The organism is Pontimicrobium sp. IMCC45349 (genome assembly GCF_047219225.1).
Classification (GTDB): domain Bacteria; phylum Bacteroidota; class Bacteroidia; order Flavobacteriales; family Flavobacteriaceae; genus IMCC45349.
Genome location: NZ_CP178208.1, coordinates 2441647 through 2460298, shown reverse-complemented (window position 1 = coordinate 2460298; position 18652 = coordinate 2441647). Strand labels below are relative to the sequence as shown.

Here is an 18652-nt window from a genome sequence, read left to right as displayed (position 1 = left end):
TATTTACATACTATTGCTTGTTATTTAACAACAACCTTTTTAGTAACATAACCTGTATCAGTCTTTACTTTAATAATATAAATTCCTGTCACAATGTTATTAGTTTTATACTCAATATAATCATCATTTGTATTGCTTTCTATTAATATTAGTGACTGCCCAATTACATTAACTACCTCAACAGATTGAATAAACTTTGAATGAGGATTATTTATAACAATACTTTTATTGTCGTTAGAAAAGTATACATCAAGATTTATAGCTTCTAAATCATTATTACTTAAAGTATCCTCTGTATCAAACGTTATTTCAAAACGTTCTTGATTATTACCACTACTCAAATAGATTTCATAATCGCTATCTCTTAAATCATGATACACACTTAAGTCTTTGTCATGTAAATAAATATCAACGGAAGCATCAATATTTTCAAGCTCATCAATTTTAATTGTTATTAATCCTGGACTTGAAGTCTTTACTCCTAATGGCAGCACTCTATCAGTATTAAAATCACTAACAGCCTGAATAACTAACTTTCCGTTATTTAAAACCCAATACATGTCTTCAATATTAGTTTCATTAAGAGGTCCATCATAACCAACATCAAAACTATCTGATGCGTTTTCGTCAACACCAACTAATAATTGACGATGAAATCCTTCAGGTGAAGAATACATTAATCTAATTTTTTGTCTTGTATCAATATCCTCAGAACTGCTATTAACAACTTCTGAACTCCTAATAAAATTAGAGTCTGTACCATCATCTTCTCTCATAAACACACGCTGACTGTTTTTAAATTCAATATTTCCTCCTACAACAGCTTCAACTAGTTCTGGGTCATTACTTTCTCCAATCAAATCAGCATCTAAAACAGCAGACACAAAGAACCCTTGTCCAACAGGAATATATCGCTTTGGTAATTTTGTACCTGACTCACCTGTTGCATTAATTCTAGTATCATTATTAACTGCTACAGCAGCTCCCATTAACGTATATGTAGCATAACCACCTTCGTAATCTTCTAAATAATGTGTACTACTTGCAAAATGATCCCAAAAATATAACGTACCATTTATAACATTAACAGTGTTATTTGCTCCTGCTGTATCTGTAGAACTTATATTATCTCTAATAAACTCATCAGCATCTAATGCCGAAGGATAAGGATTACCAACTAAATAATCATTTCCAGCTGTAATACTTAAAGTAAAATCTCCATTATTAGGCTTACCATAAAACGTATAGTTTTGTTCTTGTGTAATTAAACCTCCTGTATCAGCAATACCTTTCATTGTATAACCTTCTCCAATTGTAATTGGATTGCTACAACCTAAAAACTCCCATTCATAATAGTCATTACTAGTACTGTTAGCATATTTCCATATCCAATAATCTGCTATAGTTAATATTGGATCTGCAAAACTACCATCATAAGTACTACTAGTATATACTATATCATTAAGGTTTGCTGGATCGGTTCCATTCTTTAATACATTATCATCATCAAGTTCAAAAGCTAAATTATTAACCCCACTAGGACCTCCATTAATTTTACCTACAGGAGATGACCAATAATTATAGGTATAAAGATCTCTTGTTCCTTGTTGATCACGTTCTAAAGCTCCTAAACTTTCAGTATCTAAATCACTTCCAGAAGTTTGAATTAACTGAGACTCACCTTCTAAATCAATAGTACCATCTACTTTTAAATAATGAGATATGGTAATAGCATTCCCTTTATCTGAATCTAAAATAGCATCTGTATCACCATCTATTTGGTAATCTGCACCACTATTTACAATAAGTCCTAAAACAGTTCTATTTTGTTCTTTATAATTAGGAATTAAACTAGAATCCAAATTATCCATAGTTACATTATGATCTATTTGAACAATATTATTATCTATCGTTATTTTATCAGTGTCAACAGGCTCACTTTCAAACAAGTAAGACACCACTCCAGGTAAATATTGAACATCTCCATTCTCCCAAGTATTTTCATCGTCCCATGCTCCTGCTTGTGTTGATTTGTATGGTAATGGTGCTGTCTGTTCGTCTAATAAATTATAATTTATCATTGAGGCATCATTACCACTATTAGACTCATCTTTAACACTACCAAAAACCAATCTACTCATTGGGTAATAAGCAATTAAGTTGTCCCAGTCTACAGTTCCTATTTCATTTTTTGTCGCTGTTGTTGGTATTACTTTTCCATCAGCATAGTACATTACATCATCAGCATCATAAAATTTTTCAATTTCTTGATTCATTACATATTGAATTTGAGCTGCAGAAAGTTCTACATTCCATACGCGAACTTCATCAACACTTCCGTTGTGTTTTTGTTGCCTATTTCTATGATTTGCTGCTCCAATAGTAAAATGAGAGTCATTATCGAAATTTATAGGATCATTTGTATCATCGGTGTCAACAAGAATTCCATCAATATATAATCTTGTAGTACCTAGTGGACCTTCATCCATATCATAAGTTGCACATACATGATGCCATTCATCTTCTGGAATATTTGCAGTCGTTTCCATTTTATTATTTGAACTATCATCTGGATCACGCCACACCATTCTTAAGTTTCCGTTTTGATTAACTCTAAAAGCATATCCTACAGTATAATGACCAGCAACTATATTGTTTAAATCAGAAATATCTTCATTAAAATAATTCCTCTTAGAAACCACATCAAACTTTCCTACTCCTGGTTCTCTTTTAATCCAAGCACTAATGGTATAATCCATATTAGCCAAGTCATTAACATCACCAGCAGAAATATAACTATCAGTTCTTTCAAAACTAGCTGCTCGTGAAGTCTCTGTTGTTATTTCAGTAGAACCGAAAGTTATATACTTAGTACCTTCAAAATAAAAATCTACTTCTAAATCATCTCCAACTATTTTCATTGTTGCCGAAGTTACATTTGTTGAAAAACTAGCATCATCTGCTACAATCATAATGTACTCATCTGCATCTCCAGGATTAGTTGCAGAAACCATAGATTTTGGTATAGATAATTTTACTGTTGGAACAGTATCTGTAACTACCATCTTCCATTTTCTTGTAATGGGAGTTGCAGTAACTGAAGTAGTAACTCCAGTAATACCTCCACTAAAATCTTTTGTAATATCTGATGCAACTGTTAAAGCACCATTATCATTCCCCCAAAGTAAGAATGACCTATCATTAAAGAATTCGCATGAGTTATTCTTATTAGTAGTTGCAATATCCTTAATACCAACTGTTATATCATCAACAGTGTTAATTGTTTTTGATTGTTTTTGGTTTAAACTTGAAGCATCATCTCTACCTATTCCAGCAACATTATAAGCATAACCACTATTTGTTGTTGCATCCCATATGTCATCACCATTAGAATTAACATAATCTTGAGATGTTCCGTTTACTCCTAATGTAAATCCATATTTTATTGCTAAATAAGACTCTACTTGATCTCTTTCTGTTGTTGTTGGTTTTGAATTAAATACTATTAATTCAGCAATACCTCCTTTCCAAGGTCTTATAGTTCTATTTGGATCCTTTCCAATCCCTATGTCTAATGAAAAACCAGACATTTCATCTGTGTAAGATTGCGTGCCAGAAGTAGTAGCAACACCCTTACTATATAATTGATTATAATTACCTGTATCTCCTTCATATTCATGACTAATTAAAAATGGCTCTTCATCTACTATCTCTGTACTGGAAAGGTTTATATCTATATTCCCTGATTGTCTAACTCTAGCTCTTAATTCATCAGTATCTGTTTTCATTTCAACACTTAAATACCTTCCACTAGTTTTAGCAACATTAATTAAATGTCTTTGCGTATTACTTGTTGGGTCAGTATAAGAACCTTCAGCAACCGCAAATATGGTCATTTTATCATTTCCTGTAATACTTGAATTCATGGTTAATCCACTATCATCAGAACCATCTATATATACTACTGGATTAAAATTAATTTCGTTTTCCCTAAAAACAGGTTCTACTGGCGTGCCTGCTCCTGCATATTCAGCATAATTATTTAAAGATGTGTTACCCTTCCATTTAGAAACATCGTCATTATCTTCGGCTAAATCATCAACAGCTTCCTCCACTCCTTCATCTGCTTTTAACCATAAAACTAAATCTCCATCTATACCTCCAGGAGTTACCTTAACATCACTAAAGTCAACAACTTGAAGTCTATGTGATACTGTATTTCCTGTTTTATGACACCAATGAGCAGCTTGAGTAATAGAATTTAAATAATAGTTTCTCCAACCTATACCATAACCAGTTCCTGTCCCAGAACTATTAGTTGTACCAATAACTAAAGACTGATCCATACTACTTAAACTAGCTGTCGTTATATCTACAGTAGATTCTCCACTAGCACTACTTGTATTTGTATACCTTGTAACATTTAACCCTGAATTTTCCAAAACATGTACAAATTGTCTATTAGTTCCATTAGACTCGTGATGAGCGTTAAATGCCCAATCCACAGTAAACAATCCTAAATCAACTGAAGTTGACGGAACTATTGTAGGCCAATTATCTGCAATACCATCATTTGTTCCGTTGTCTGTATTATCACCTCTATGTTGAGCAAATATTATAGCTTTATCCCAAGCACTTAGAACAGATAAAGCTCCTGTACCATCAGAATCTGCTCTTAAAGTCATTGAACCTGTATCATCAGCAGTATCTCCTGAATCAGCATGATAAACATTCCAATTAGCACCTGTAAACTCTACCACAGTAACATATACTGATACATTATTGCCATTACTACCTTTTTGTACACGCAAAGTTGTACTATCTTCTAAATATGCTATAGCTGTTCCTGAATCTGCACCTTCACTAGAAGCGCTAGTCATTATTCCAGATATAAATGGTATACAATTATTAGCATTCGTTATTCCTGTTAATGCTTGTGTAACACTATTAGTAGTTCCATTTAAACTCACCACATAACGCCCTCTAACAATAAATTCATTAGGTCCTCCTGAAGGTCCTGTATACTCCCAAATAGCAGTATCAAATTGCATATCTAAATTACTAGAACCAGAATCACGATAATAAGTTAAAGTTGAAGCATCAGTAAGTTTTCTTGCACCAGATAAATCATCAGCATGTAAGGTAGTTGTACTAGAGACACTTCCTCCATGTGTTTTTCGATTATTAAGTGCTAATGCAAAAGCGTTATTTAAAGAAGATACAGAAGTAAATGCTGTATTTGTACCTCCGTTTTCGTCAACATCATCTTGTATATGTTGAATTTTAATGTCTTGCGAGAATGATGAAAAAGAAAAAAGCATTAACATCCACAGCAAACAAGACTTGGTTAAGGTCAAGTTATTCATAATCAGGGTTTTTAAATTAGCTTAAGGAGAATGCTATTGCCTAAGTTAATAAAAATAATCTATTAAATGCAAAAATAATCTATGAAATGCATAGAAATAGTGTGACTTTTATATTTTTTTCAATAAAAAGCCCCTTTTTATCGATAAAATGCAATTATTAAAGGATAAAATGTATATATTTAGCCATAACTAAATCAAATTTACCCATTCGATACTATGAAATTAAAGATTACTCTAATAAGTTTGTTATGTATATTTTTAAGTATTAAATCGCATTCTCAAACCGAACCAGAACCCAATATTATTCTAATAATAGCTGATGATATGGGTTGGAATCAAGTAAGCAGCAATATCACAAATAATGTAGACGCCAATAATTATGGAAGTGATTTTTTTGAAACTCCAAACATTGATACATATGCAAGTGAAGGTATTGCTTTTCCAAATGCCTATGTTAATGGCGCTAACTGCGCACCAACTAGAGCTGCTCTTTTAAGTGGTCAATATGGAGCTAGACCTCACAATAATGTTTTTACCGTTTACGATTTAAACAGAGGTAATACATCTTCTAATTCCAATTTAATTGGTCCATACATGGGCTTAGCATCTAATAATAATATTGATGAAATACCTTCGTCAGCAATTACAATTGCTGAGACCTTAAAAACTGCTGGTTATGCTACAGCTCATTTTGGGAAATATCACGTTGGTGAATATGAAGCTGAAAATGTTTCGAATAATGCCGCTACAGATCAAGGTTTTGACTATAATTATGGTGGCGGCACTGATGGAGGTCCTGGTAGTGCTGGAAATGGCGGAGGTTACTTTGCACTTACAACTACTCCTCCTTATTCATTTGGTAGTCAAATTGGACCTGAATTAGATGTTTATGCTGACCCTTATACCGAAGCTGAATCTCAATTATTAGCTGGAGATTCTTCATTAACAGGTACAGAAAAACATGTTACAGACGCATTGGTAGAAGCAGCTTTTGATTTTATGGATAGTAACAGTAGTTCGCCATTTTTCATGCACTTTAGTAATTATGCTATTCATGGGCCATTTAATTCAAGTGATGCTAGACCAGATTTAAGAGCTAAATATGATGCAAAAGCAATAAGCGACCCAAGTTCTATGGATCATGATAGTAAACCTGGTCAAGCAGCTTTAGCCGAAGGTATGGATCAAGCTATCGGTAGGTTAATTAATTATTTAAAAACTACCGACGACCCAAGAAACCCAGGTCATAAATTATCTGAAAACACACTAGTATATTTCATTGCAGATAATGGAGATGCTATTAAAAGAACTCCTCAATATCCATTAAGAGGTATGAAAGGAGAATACTATGAAGGTGGTATTCGTTCTGTAACTTTTGCATGGTCTGAAGCACAATGGCTAGCAAATAAAGGGACTATAAATCTTACACCTATTATTGCTTTTGATTTGTATCCTACGTTTGCAGAAATGGCTGGTGCAAATCTACCTGGAGGTGGTTATGATATAGATGGTGAAAGTCAATGGCAAATGCTTAAAAATGGAGCTTCTATGACGCGAGAGTCATTATTTTGGCATCACCCAGGATATCTTATCGATTCAAAACGTGATTCAAGACCAGTTACAGTTATAAGAAAAGGTGATTATAAACTTTTACACTTTTATGAAAACAGTGAGTATGAACTGTATAATTTAGCGACCGATTTGGGCGAAACTACTAACCTTTTACCAAGTTCAGACCAAACTATTATTGATTTAGCAAATGATATGATAGAAGACATGAACAATCACCTTATAGAAACATCTGCTCCAATGCCAACATATAGAAATGGAGCTACAGTGGATGAATCAGGCGACGATTTAGTTATCATTGACGCTGGTACAGAAGTACCACTTCCAAGCCCAGTTGTAATTACTACTGCTTGTGGAGCAATTAATTCTCCTGATGCTTTTTGGGATTTTGATATTGCTAACGGTACTAATGATGATACAGCTAATTCTAATAACTCCTTTGTTATTAATGGAGTTATTGAATATAGTACAACCGATTTTAAAGAAGGAGATCAAGCAATTGTGTTTGATGGAAACTCTAGTATCGAGTATTCGGACACTGCTAACCCAGGAACTTTCTTGAGAGCATCTTTTGACAAAAAAAGCTTCTCTGCATGGATAAAACCAGCTACTCATTCTGGAATACAAAATATATTTGATGAAGGTGGATCTACCAAAGGAATAGCATTACGTCTTAACGGCTCTACATTAGAGCTTACAGTTAATGACCAAGGTAGTTCTCCTGCTACAATCAGTTCAACTTTAACAGATGATGGTGAATGGCATCATGTAGCTTTTATTTACGATGGTACAGCTCCTAGTTTATCACTATACATTGATGGTGAACTAGCTGCAACTACAAATACTACTCCTACCTCAGTAGGAAACCATAATGGTAGTGGAATTGGTGGTAAAATTGGCGGTGCTGATAGCTTTGGAAATACAGACGATAACTTCTTTAGAGGGAAAATGGATGCTGTAGCTGTATATGATGATGCTATAACTGGTACAGAAATAGAAAATGCTGTTCAAACCTTTTACTATAATGTAGATGGTGATAATTATGCTAGTTCCAAAACCTTAAGCTGTTCAAACCCTGGAGCAGGATTTACATCTTCAGTATTGACCATTGGTGATTGCGATGATAGTGTAGCAACAATTAATCCTGATGCTACAGAAATTGCAGATGGTATCGATAATAATTGTGATGGTGTAATTGACGAAGGTTTTACTTATACATTTAATGGTTCATGGTCTCCTACAAACCCAAATGGATTTACAACAGACGCATCAATAATTATTAGCTCAGGAAATGCTATAATCAACACAAATACATCATGTAATTCAGTTACCGTAAACCCTGGAGCTAGTTTAACTATAAATTCAGGTATTAATTTAACAACAAATGATGCAATTAACGGATTAACTCTTGAATCAACTTCAAGCTCTTATTCTAGTTTAATTTTAGACGGAGGATTATCTGGTACCATTAAATATGAAAGACATGTAAACTCATATTCTAATGATGCGACTGCTAATGATAACGACCTAATCTCTCCTCCTTTATATGGACAAAATATAAATGACTTTGCATCTGAAAATTCTGGATCATTGCTAACTCAAGGGTCAAGTCCAACACTATATGCTTTTGCTCCTTTTAATAAAGATACTGGCAACTATGAAAATTATGATTCCAATTCAAGTGAAAAATTAATTTCAGGGCAAGGATACAGAGTAGCAACAACAGCTATAAATACTAATCTTACATTTACTGGAACACCTCTAAATAGAATTCAATCAATTGAAATTCCAATTGGTACAGACGGCACTTATGGCTCTTGGAGTTTAATAGGTAACCCGTATCCTTCATATATTAATTTTGACACATTCCACAGCCAATTAGTAGCAGACGCCATTCTTGAAGATGGTTATGTGGCCGTTTATGGTTATGATGGTGATGCATCAAATGGATGGACCGTTTGGGATGGTAATAATGGTAATCTCATTGCTCCTGGTCAAGGATTTTTTGTTAAAACAAAAGCATCACTTAATGGAGCAGATCCTGCTCCACAAGTAACCTTTACCCCAGCTATGAGAAGTTTTGGTGCTTCAGATGATTTTATTGCTGGTAGAAATGCTAGTACTTCTAAAGCAACTTTAAACCTAAATACTAATTCTGAAAACCACCAAACAAACTTATATTTTAGAAATAACGGAACAAGAGAATTAGACTACGGATTTGACTCAGCTGTTTACGAAGCGAATACTAATAATATTTTCACACATTTAGTTGAAGGAAATACTGGTTTAGAATTATACAACCAAGCCCTTCCTGAAAATGACTATCTAGATGTAATTGTTCCTTTGGGTGTTAATGCAAATAATGGAGAACAGTTTACTATTAGCTTAGATAATACAAGTACAATACCAAACAACATCTATATATATCTTGAAGATACTCAAGAAAACACTTTTACATTATTAAACGACAATGATTATGTAATTACACCTAATAATAATATAAATGGAGTTGGTAGATATTTTATCCACTTTCAAGCAGATACATTATCAAACCCTAATTCCAACCTAAATAACTTACTAATTTATACACCTAATAATAGTAATACATTAATAGTTAAAGGTTATTTACAGGCTGATAGTTTATTAACGATTTATGATTTACAAGGAAGAATAGTATTGGAACAAACACTTAATTCAGCGTTAACTTCAAACGTAATTAATATAGAGAAGTTTAATACTGGGATATATGTAGTTAAAGTTGACAACAAAACCCAGTCAAAAATTCAAAAAGTAATAATAGACTAGTAAATATAAAACACAAACAAACTCTAAAAAAAGCTGTAATCTAATTGATTATGGCTTTTTTAGCATTTCAGGAGTAACAACTGTTCTAAAACCTAAATGCTCAAACGAAGACTCCGGATCTGATGCCATACGAGCAGAAATACGGTAACTAGCACAATAAACAGAACTACATAAAAAAGAACCTCCCTTTATCACACGTTCTTTTAGATTTGGATTTCGCGGATTATAAGCACTCTCTGCTCCTAATGGATTCATCTCTGTTTCTTTATTTGCAGCAATTTCCCTATAATAATTAACATTATACCAATCATTAGTCCACTCCCAAACATTCCCTGAAATATCATATAACCCAAAAGCATTTGGAGGATATGATTTAACAGGAGCAAGACGCTCAAAACCATCCTTTTTAGTATTATTTACTGGAAACTCACCTTCCCAACTATTTACATATTTAGAAAGAACACCTTCGTCATTTCCCCAAAAATGTATAGCTTCTTTTTTATTAGCTCTAGCAGCAAACTCCCACTCAGCTTCTGTTGGAAGTCTATGTCCAATCCATTTACAATATTCATTAGCATCTTCATAAGATATATGCACTACTGGGTAATCCTCTTTACCTTCTATTGAACTATCCTTTCCATTAGGATGTTTCCAATTTACACCATTAGTCCATCTCCACCATTGTGAAAAATCATATAGATTAGGTACTGATGATGCTGTTTTTTTAAAAAGTAAAGACCCAGGTTGTAAAACAGAGTCATGAGGTTTAGGTGTTCCTACAGGAAGTAGCTTTTTCATTTCATTCCAATTAATTGGACGTTCAGCTGTAGTTATATAACCTGTTTCATTAACAAATTTAGCAAACTGACGATTTGTTACTTCTGTTATATCCATATAAAAACCAGAAACAGTAACAAGGTGAGAAGGTTTTTCATGAGGCAATGCCATTCTATCCTCGTCTAAAGCACCTTGAATAAAATCACCTCCCGATATCCAAACCATACCATTTGGAGCAGAAGCTAATAGCGATTCTTTATTATTGTTAGCCTCCTTTTTACAAGAAGCTAAAACCATAAAAAAACAAATACTTAATCTAAAGTAATTCATAAAAACTAATGTTACTTACTTCATGTAAATAAACAAAAAAACTGGAACTTTTATTTAGAAGAAAGAATAAATAAAATAGCATTAATAAAAAAAGCTGAACCAAATGGCTCAGCTTTTTTGTCGGGGTGGCAGGATTCGAACCTGCGACCTCCGCGTCCCAAACGCGGCGCGATAACCGGGCTACGCTACACCCCGAAATAGGTTATCATTTTAAGGTGTGCAAATATATAGTTTTCTTTTAATTTTAAGCAAACTTTATTGTAAATTAATCTCAAAAAGTTTCTAAATGAAAAAATACAGTTTCCTCCTTTTCTTTTTACTTCTATTTCTAAACATATCCTGTGCTCAAGAAAACAAAACAAATATCAACAAAAAAACTATTGACTATGAAGTTATTGTAGATAATCTTTCAAATCCTTGGGGTTTTATTTTCTTACCAGATAATTCAATTTTGATAACTGAAAAAAATGGAGAATTAATTCATTTTAAAGATGAAGAAAAAACATTTATTAAAAATCTACCTGAAATAACTGTTCTAGGTCAAGGAGGCTTAATGGATATCGAATTACATCCAGATTATAATAAAAATGGTTGGATATATATTTCTTTTGTTTCTTCTATTGGTGAAAGTAGAGGTGCTAACACAGCTATAATGAGGTTCAAAATAGAAAATAATTCAGCTATAAATAAGGAACTTCTTTATAAAGCCACACCTAATAGTAGAAGAGGACAACATTTTGGTTCTAGACTAGCTTTCGATAATAACAACTACCTGTATTTCTCAATTGGTGATAGAGGAAATAGAGATGTTAACCCACAAGATATTGAAAGAGATGGTGGTAAAATTTACAGACTTCATGATAATGGAAAAATACCATCAGACAACCCTTTTGTTGATAATAGTGAAGCTAAATCCGCTATTTTCTCATATGGCCATAGAAATCCACAAGGAATGGTATTAAACCCATTTACTAACGAAATTTGGGCACATGAACATGGTCCAAAAGGTGGTGATGAAATTAATATTATTGAATCTGGAAAAAATTATGGATGGCCAAAAATAAGCTACGGAATTAATTACAGTGGTTCTAAATTTACAGAGCATACATCATTACCAGGAATGGAACAACCACTACATCATTGGACACCATCTATAGCTCCAAGTGGAATGGTCTTTATAACAAGTAACATTTATCCAAATTGGAAAGGCAATTTATTAGTTGGCTCTTTAAAATTCAGGTATTTAAATAGATGTATTTTAGAAAACAACAAAGTTATTAAAGAAGAAAAATTACTTGAAAATTTAGGTCGTGTAAGAAGTATTGAACAAGGACCAGATGGTTATATTTATGTTGGTATAGAAAATGTTGGTATTGTTAAAATTTATCCCAAGAAATAGTGTTAACTTTGTATATAATTCAAAAATATATTCATGTTAATAATTGGAATTGGAGGCGGAACTGGGTGCGGAAAAACAACAGTTGTTAATCAAATACTTAACGAACTTCCAAAAGGTGAAGTTGGTATAATTTCTCAAGATTCATATTATAAAGACACGTCTCATCTTGACTTTAGTGAACGTGTAAAGATAAATTTTGACCATCCAAAATCTATTGACTTTGGGCTTCTAGAAAATCACCTAAAAGAGTTAAAAAAAGGAAACGTAGTAGAACAACCTGTATACTCTTTTGTGCAACACAATAGAACTAGCGATACAGTTCTTACACATCCAAGAAAAGTAATGATTGTAGAAGGTATTTTAATTCTAACCAATCCCGAATTAAGAGATATGTTCGATATAAAAATCTTTGTTCATGCTGATAGTGACGAACGCTTAATACGTCGTTTAAAACGCGATATAGCAGAACGTGGAAGAGATCTTGACGAGGTGTTAACTAGGTATCAAACAACGCTTAAACCTATGCACGAGCAGTTTATTGAGCCTATGAAAGAATATGCAGATATTATTATTCCTAATAACAAATACAATACTGTAGCAATAGATATAGTTAAAACTATTATTAACGAACGTTTATAATGCCTAGGTCTTCAAAATCATATATAAAATTCCTCAAACCTTTTAAGAATGTTTTTTTACTAATTCTTATTGTTTTTTCTGTTTGGATGCTTTTTTTTGATAGCAACTCATGGTTTATTCATAACGAATTGAATAATGAAATTGATAAACTTGAAGAAGAAAAAGATTATTACAAACAAGAAATCAAAAAAGACCAAAAAGAAATCAAAAAATTAAGTACAGATGATGGTATTGAAAAATTTGGTCGTGAGCATTATAAAATGAAAAGAGAGAACGAGGAAATTTACATTATTGAATATGAAGACAGCTTAAAACAAAAGAAAAATGAGTAAATCTTTGTTTACCGACTTTGAACAAGTCACTGCAAAATCCTGGAAACAAAAAATTCAGGCAGATCTAAAGGGTCTAGATTATAATGACACTTTAGTTTGGCAATCTCTAGAAGGTATTGATGTAAAGCCTTTTTATCATTCTGAAAGTTTAGATAACAATTTTGCATCATGTGAGTCTAAATCATCCAACTGGAATATTTGCCAAACAATTTTTGTAACAAATGAAACTGAAGCAAATCAAAAAGCTTTAAATGCAATTAATAAAGGGGCAGAAAGCTTAAAATTTGTAATTACCAAAGCTCATATTTCTTTAGTCTCGTTATTAAGTAACATAGATACTGCTATTCCTCTGTATTTTGAGTTACAATTTCTATCAAGTGAATTTGTAACAACACTTAATGATTATGCAGTTAATAATAACACCACTTTTTATCTATTTAATGATATTATTGGTAACCTAGCTAAATCTGGTAATTGGTATTCAAATTTAAAGCAAGATTATGAACAACTAGAACAAATTGTTAATAATACTTCAGCTCTAAAAAATAAGTTGAGTATAGATGTTTCACTTTATCAAAATGCAGGCGCAAATATTACACAGCAATTAGCCTACGCTTTAGCTCAAGCTAATGAATATTTAAACCATTTTAATGGTGCTATTGGAAATGAAATTGTATTTAATGTAACAGTTGGCACAAATTATTTCTTTGAAATAGCAAAACTCAAAGCACTTAGAATTCTTTGGAATTCTTTAGCCCAAGAATATAACTGCAAAGCTACTTGTCATATTATTACAACTCCTTCAAAGCGTAATAAAACTATTTATGACTATAATACAAATATGCTTAGAACAACCACTGAGTGTATGAGTGCAATTTTAGGTGGTGCAGATACAATTGATAATTTACCTTATGATGCAATTTTCCACAAAGACAATGAGTTTGGAGAACGAATCTCAAGAAATCAGTTATTAATTCTTAAAAACGAAAGTTACCTCAATAAAGTTAGCAACCCAACCGATGGAGCTTATTATATAGAAAATTTAACACATCAACTTGCCGAAAAAGCTTTAGAGCTATTTAAAGACATTGAACGTCAAGGTGGATTATTAGCACAATTAAAAGAAGGAACTATTCAACGTAAAATAAAAGAAGCCGCTCAAAAAGAGCAGCAGTTATTTGACGATGGAAAAGAAGTATTATTAGGAACTAACAAACACCCAAATCCTAATGATAAAATGAAGAACGACTTAGAGTTATATCCTTTTGTAAAAACCAACCCAAGAAAAACGTTAATCGAACCAATTATTGAGCGAAGATTAGCCGAAACTATGGAACAAAATCGTTTAGGTCATGAATAGAAAAGACATACAAAACATAACGATAAAGAGTAATAAAGAAGACATTAATAATGATTCAAACTTCTTAACTGCCGAAGATATTAATGTTAAAGAACATTACTCTAAAGAAGACATTAAGGATATAGAACACCTCAATTTTGTTGCTGGAATAGCGCCAAACCTAAGAGGACCTTATAGCACTATGTATGTTCGTAGACCATGGACTATTCGTCAATATGCAGGTTTCTCTACAGCCGAAGAAAGTAATGCTTTTTATAGACGTAACTTAGCTGCTGGACAAAAAGGATTATCTGTGGCGTTTGATTTAGCAACACATAGAGGTTACGATAGTGACCATGAACGTGTGGTTGGTGATGTTGGAAAAGCTGGAGTTGCCATAGACTCGGTTGAGGACATGAAAGTGTTATTCGATCAGATTCCATTAGATAAAATGTCGGTTTCCATGACCATGAATGGTGCTGTATTACCAATTATGGCATTTTATATTGTTGCTGCTGAAGAGCAAGGTGTAAAACCAGAGCAATTAGCAGGAACCATTCAAAATGACATTTTAAAGGAGTTTATGGTACGAAATACTTACATCTACCCTCCTACACCTTCTATGAAAATCATTTCTGATATTTTTGAATTTACTAGCCAAAATATGCCTCGTTTTAATAGTATTAGTATATCAGGTTACCATATGCAAGAAGCTGGTGCCACTTGCGATATTGAATTAGCATATACATTAGCTGATGGTTTAGAATACATTAGAAAAGGATTAGCTGCAGGAATGGATATTGATACATTTGCACCTCGACTATCTTTCTTCTGGGCAATTGGCATGAACCATTTTATGGAAATCGCTAAAATGCGTGCAGCACGTATGCTATGGGCTAAATTAGTAAGTCAATTCAACCCAAAAAACCCAAAATCTTTAGCCTTACGTACACACTCACAAACAAGTGGATGGAGTTTAACTGAGCAAGATCCTTTTAATAATGTAGCAAGAACATGTATTGAGGCTGCTGCGGCTGCTTTTGGCGGCACGCAAAGTTTACATACCAATGCATTAGACGAAGCCATTGCTTTACCAACAGACTTTTCTGCTCGTATAGCCAGAAATACGCAAATATATCTTCAAGAAGAAACCAAAATTACGAAAACAGTAGACCCTTGGGCTGGAAGTTATTATGTTGAAAGTTTAACTAAGGATATTGCTGATAAAGCTTGGAAACTCATTGAAGAAGTTGAAGAACTTGGTGGTATGACTAAAGCTATTGAAGCAGGAATACCAAAAATGCGTATTGAAGAAGCTGCAGCAAGAAAACAAGCAAGAATTGATTCTGGTCAGGATATTATTGTTGGAGTTAACAAGTATGTTTTAGACGAAGAAGACCCACTTCATATTCTTGAAGTAGACAATCAAACTGTTAGAATTCAACAAATAGAACGTATTAACAGTATTAAAGCGTCTCGTAATACCGAAAAAGTAAAAGCTGCTTTAAACAAACTAACTGAAGCAGCACGTTCAGGTGAAGAAAATTTATTAGCTTTAGCTGTAGATGCTGCTAGAGAGCGTGCTACACTAGGTGAAATTAGCGATGCTTTAGAAGCAGAGTTTGGACGTTATAAAGCGCAAATTAAATCATTTTCAGGAGTGTATAGTAAAGAAATAAAAGACGATGCTTCCTTTAAAAAAGCAAAGGATTTAGCCGATAAATTTGCAGACATAGAAGGTAGAAGACCTCGTATTATGATTGCAAAAATGGGACAAGATGGTCATGATCGTGGCGCTAAAGTAGTAGCTACTGGTTATGCTGATGTGGGTTTTGATGTAGATATAGGACCTTTATTTCAAACACCACAAGAAGCTGCTAAACAAGCTGTAGAGAATGATGTTCATATTCTTGGAGTATCTTCTTTAGCTGCTGGTCATAAAACTTTAGTGCCACAAGTTATTGAAGCTTTAGAAAGTTATGGACGTGATGATATTATGGTGATTGTTGGTGGTGTAATTCCAAAACAAGATTACCAATACCTATTTGATGCTGGAGCTGTAGCTGTATTTGGACCTGGAACCAAAATTAGTGATGCAGCTATTAGAATTCTAGAAATTTTAATTGACGAAGAGTAAAAAACATAAATTTTAAAAAGAAAAGGCTGAATATTATATTCAGCCTTTTCTTTTTAAACTAAATTAGAATGGCCAAATCATTGGCACTAATAGTAAAGTTATTATTAAAAACAGTAAAAGTAATGGAGCTCCAACCTTAAGATAATCTATAAACTTATAACCACCAGCAGTCATAACCATTGCGTTTGTAGTTGTTCCTACTGGAGTTAAAAATGCTGTAGATGCACTAATTGCAACTGCAATCATAAAAGGTTCTGGAGAAATATTTAAAGTACTCGCTGCTAAAAGAGCTATTGGCGCCATTAATACTGCTGTTGCCGAATTATTAATTACCTGACTAAAACCTGTTGTTAAAATAAAGATACCAGCTAATAATAGTAATGGATGTATTGACCCTAGGTATTCAACCAAACCATTTGCTATTACTTGTGCTGTTCCAGTTTTTTGCAATGCTATTCCCATTGGTATCATTGCTGCTATCATAATTACACTAGTCCAACTTATACTCTTATATGCCTTAGACATAGGTACACAACCAGAAAGCAATATAATACCTGCTGAAATTAATGCAGCAATAGAGCCTGGAACAACTTTAAAAACTAACAACCCAATCATTAATAGCAATGCGCCAAGAGCGATAAAAGACTTATAGGTTAAATTATCTACATTCTTTGCCATACCTTCTGGACTACCACAAATCACTAAATTTTCATGATGTTGCTTTAAACTTTCAATGTCTTCCCAAATACCTCTAATTAAAAATGAGTCGCCAGCTTTAACTATAATATTCCCTTTATTAATTGGTTTTCCATGACGTGAAACAGCTAATAATTGCACTCCAAATCTTCTAAAATAGTTTCCTATTTTTAATTTCCTTCCTACTATAATTGATTTAGGAGTCACTATAATTTCAGTCATACCAACTTCTTGATTAATTAAATTATATCTTAATTCATCTTTAATAGGTTCTAATGGCAAAAGCCCTAATCTAAATGTAATCATCAATCTATTAATATCTTCTGTTTCACCTTTTACAGTAATTATATCATGATAACGCATTTCTGTTTCAGGCACAGGAAACTCTATAAATGGTTGAATTCCTTTTAAAATATTAGGATGCCTCCTTCTTAACCTAATTAAAGTTACATTATACTTGTTTTCAAAATCCCACATACTCATTTGCGTATTAATTAGAGGAGATAAAGACCTTATACGTAACCTGTAATAATCATTATCCATTTTATAAGCTTCAATCCATTTATGTAGTGTAGATTCAATATCAACAGGTTTATTATTGGTTTGGTTCTTAGGCAGAAGTTTATGACCAATAAATCTAAAGTATAATAAGGCAATAAGTAATAGAGGTAAACCTATTAAAGCAAACTCAAAGAAAGAAAAGCCTTCATAACCAGCATCAGCCAAGGCATTGCTCGCAATTATATTTGGAGGTGTACCTGTTAAAGTTAATAAACCACCTGTATTAGATCCAAACGCAACTGGCATTAAAACTTTAGAAGGTAAAGTACCTATACTCCATGCCGAAGAAATTGTAACTGGTAATAATGTTGCTACTGTACCTGTATTACTTACAAACCCAGATAAAACACCTGAACCCAATGTAACTATTACCAATAATTTTGAAGTACTTTTTCCTGCCCATTTTATAAATTGTTGTCCAGCTACTGCTGTCCATCCTGTTTGTGATAATCCTTCTCCAATTACAAACAAAGCACCAATCATGATAACTGTTGGGTTACTAAAACCACTTAACGCTTCATTAGCATCCAATATTCCAAATAAAAACAAGCTTATCATAGATAATAAAGCAACTATATCTGGAGTGAATTTTCCCCAAACAAAAAGTAAAATCGTTATTATTAAAATAATGAGCATTAAAGTCATACTTACTAAATTTTAAACATTAAACTTAGACAAAATTATTTCAAGAATTACATGATA

At 32.9% G+C, this 18652-nt stretch carries 9 protein-coding genes and 1 tRNA gene; 6 read left to right on the top strand and 4 right to left on the bottom strand.

Annotation, left to right across the window (positions count from 1 at the left end; translation table 11 throughout):
* Positions 1 to 20: 20 nt before the first annotated feature.
* On the bottom strand, positions 21 to 5366 hold the full coding sequence (locus ACLII3_RS11480) for a LamG-like jellyroll fold domain-containing protein (RefSeq protein WP_412984374.1): 5346 nt from the start codon (positions 5364 to 5366) through the stop codon (positions 21 to 23).
* Positions 5367 to 5582: 216 nt separating this feature from the next.
* On the opposite strand from ACLII3_RS11480, the gene ACLII3_RS11475 reads away from it, so the two are divergent.
* Complete coding sequence (locus ACLII3_RS11475) at positions 5583 to 9740, top strand: sulfatase-like hydrolase/transferase (RefSeq protein ID WP_412984373.1); 4158 nt, start codon at positions 5583 to 5585, stop codon at positions 9738 to 9740.
* A 48-nt stretch (positions 9741 to 9788) separates the two neighbouring features.
* Here ACLII3_RS11475 and ACLII3_RS11470 read toward each other — a convergent pair whose 3' ends face one another.
* Both ACLII3_RS11470 and ACLII3_RS11465 read right to left on the bottom strand, forming a co-directional pair.
* On the bottom strand, positions 9789 to 10847 hold the full coding sequence (locus ACLII3_RS11470) for a formylglycine-generating enzyme family protein (protein ID WP_412984372.1): 1059 nt from the start codon (positions 10845 to 10847) through the stop codon (positions 9789 to 9791).
* 120 nt (positions 10848 to 10967) lie between these two features.
* Positions 10968 to 11042: transfer RNA gene (locus ACLII3_RS11465), tRNA-Pro, on the bottom strand.
* 91 nt (positions 11043 to 11133) lie between these two features.
* On the opposite strand from ACLII3_RS11465, the gene ACLII3_RS11460 reads away from it, so the two are divergent.
* The 5 genes from ACLII3_RS11460 to scpA are packed head-to-tail and all read left to right on the top strand — an operon-like array spanning position 11134 to position 16693.
* On the top strand, positions 11134 to 12246 hold the full coding sequence (locus ACLII3_RS11460) for a PQQ-dependent sugar dehydrogenase (RefSeq protein ID WP_412984371.1): 1113 nt from the start codon (positions 11134 to 11136) through the stop codon (positions 12244 to 12246).
* A 33-nt stretch (positions 12247 to 12279) separates the two neighbouring features.
* Positions 12280 to 12885, top strand: a complete 606-nt coding sequence (gene udk, locus ACLII3_RS11455) for a uridine kinase (RefSeq protein WP_412984370.1) — start codon at positions 12280 to 12282, stop codon at positions 12883 to 12885.
* Positions 12885 to 13217 carry an FtsB family cell division protein gene (locus ACLII3_RS11450; RefSeq protein ID WP_412984369.1) on the top strand — a complete coding sequence of 111 codons (333 nt, stop codon included), beginning with the start codon at positions 12885 to 12887 and terminating at the stop codon, positions 13215 to 13217. Before udk ends, ACLII3_RS11450 begins: the two co-directional genes overlap by 1 nt.
* Positions 13210 to 14577, top strand: a complete 1368-nt coding sequence (locus tag ACLII3_RS11445) for a methylmalonyl-CoA mutase subunit beta (RefSeq protein WP_412984368.1) — start codon at positions 13210 to 13212, stop codon at positions 14575 to 14577. The genes ACLII3_RS11450 and ACLII3_RS11445 overlap by 8 nt, the downstream gene beginning before the upstream one ends.
* Positions 14570 to 16693, top strand: coding sequence for a methylmalonyl-CoA mutase (gene scpA / locus ACLII3_RS11440; protein WP_412984367.1), 2124 nt, complete (start codon positions 14570 to 14572; stop codon positions 16691 to 16693). Before ACLII3_RS11445 ends, scpA begins: the two co-directional genes overlap by 8 nt.
* A gap of 63 nt (positions 16694 to 16756) precedes the next feature.
* Here the strand turns inward: scpA and ACLII3_RS11435 are convergent, their stop codons facing one another.
* Positions 16757 to 18595 (bottom strand): SLC13 family permease, encoded by a 1839-nt coding sequence (locus ACLII3_RS11435; RefSeq protein WP_412984366.1) that lies wholly within the window; start codon positions 18593 to 18595, stop codon positions 16757 to 16759.
* Positions 18596 to 18652 lie beyond the last annotated feature (57 nt).

Bases quoted from the DNA above. Each gene is read 5' to 3' on its own strand.
- ACLII3_RS11480 (WP_412984374.1), bottom strand. From the start codon at position 5,366: ATGAATAACTTGACCTTAACCAAGTCTTGTTTGCTGTGGATGTTAATG.
- ACLII3_RS11475 (WP_412984373.1), top strand. From the start codon at position 5,583: ATGAAATTAAAGATTACTCTAATAAGTTTGTTATGTATATTTTTAAGT.
- ACLII3_RS11470 (WP_412984372.1), bottom strand. From the start codon at position 10,847: ATGAATTACTTTAGATTAAGTATTTGTTTTTTTATGGTTTTAGCTTCT.
- ACLII3_RS11460 (WP_412984371.1), top strand. From the start codon at position 11,134: ATGAAAAAATACAGTTTCCTCCTTTTCTTTTTACTTCTATTTCTAAAC.
- udk (WP_412984370.1), top strand. From the start codon at position 12,280: ATGTTAATAATTGGAATTGGAGGCGGAACTGGGTGCGGAAAAACAACA.
- ACLII3_RS11450 (WP_412984369.1), top strand. From the start codon at position 12,885: ATGCCTAGGTCTTCAAAATCATATATAAAATTCCTCAAACCTTTTAAG.
- ACLII3_RS11445 (WP_412984368.1), top strand. From the start codon at position 13,210: ATGAGTAAATCTTTGTTTACCGACTTTGAACAAGTCACTGCAAAATCC.
- scpA (WP_412984367.1), top strand. From the start codon at position 14,570: ATGAATAGAAAAGACATACAAAACATAACGATAAAGAGTAATAAAGAA.
- ACLII3_RS11435 (WP_412984366.1), bottom strand. From the start codon at position 18,595: ATGACTTTAATGCTCATTATTTTAATAATAACGATTTTACTTTTTGTT.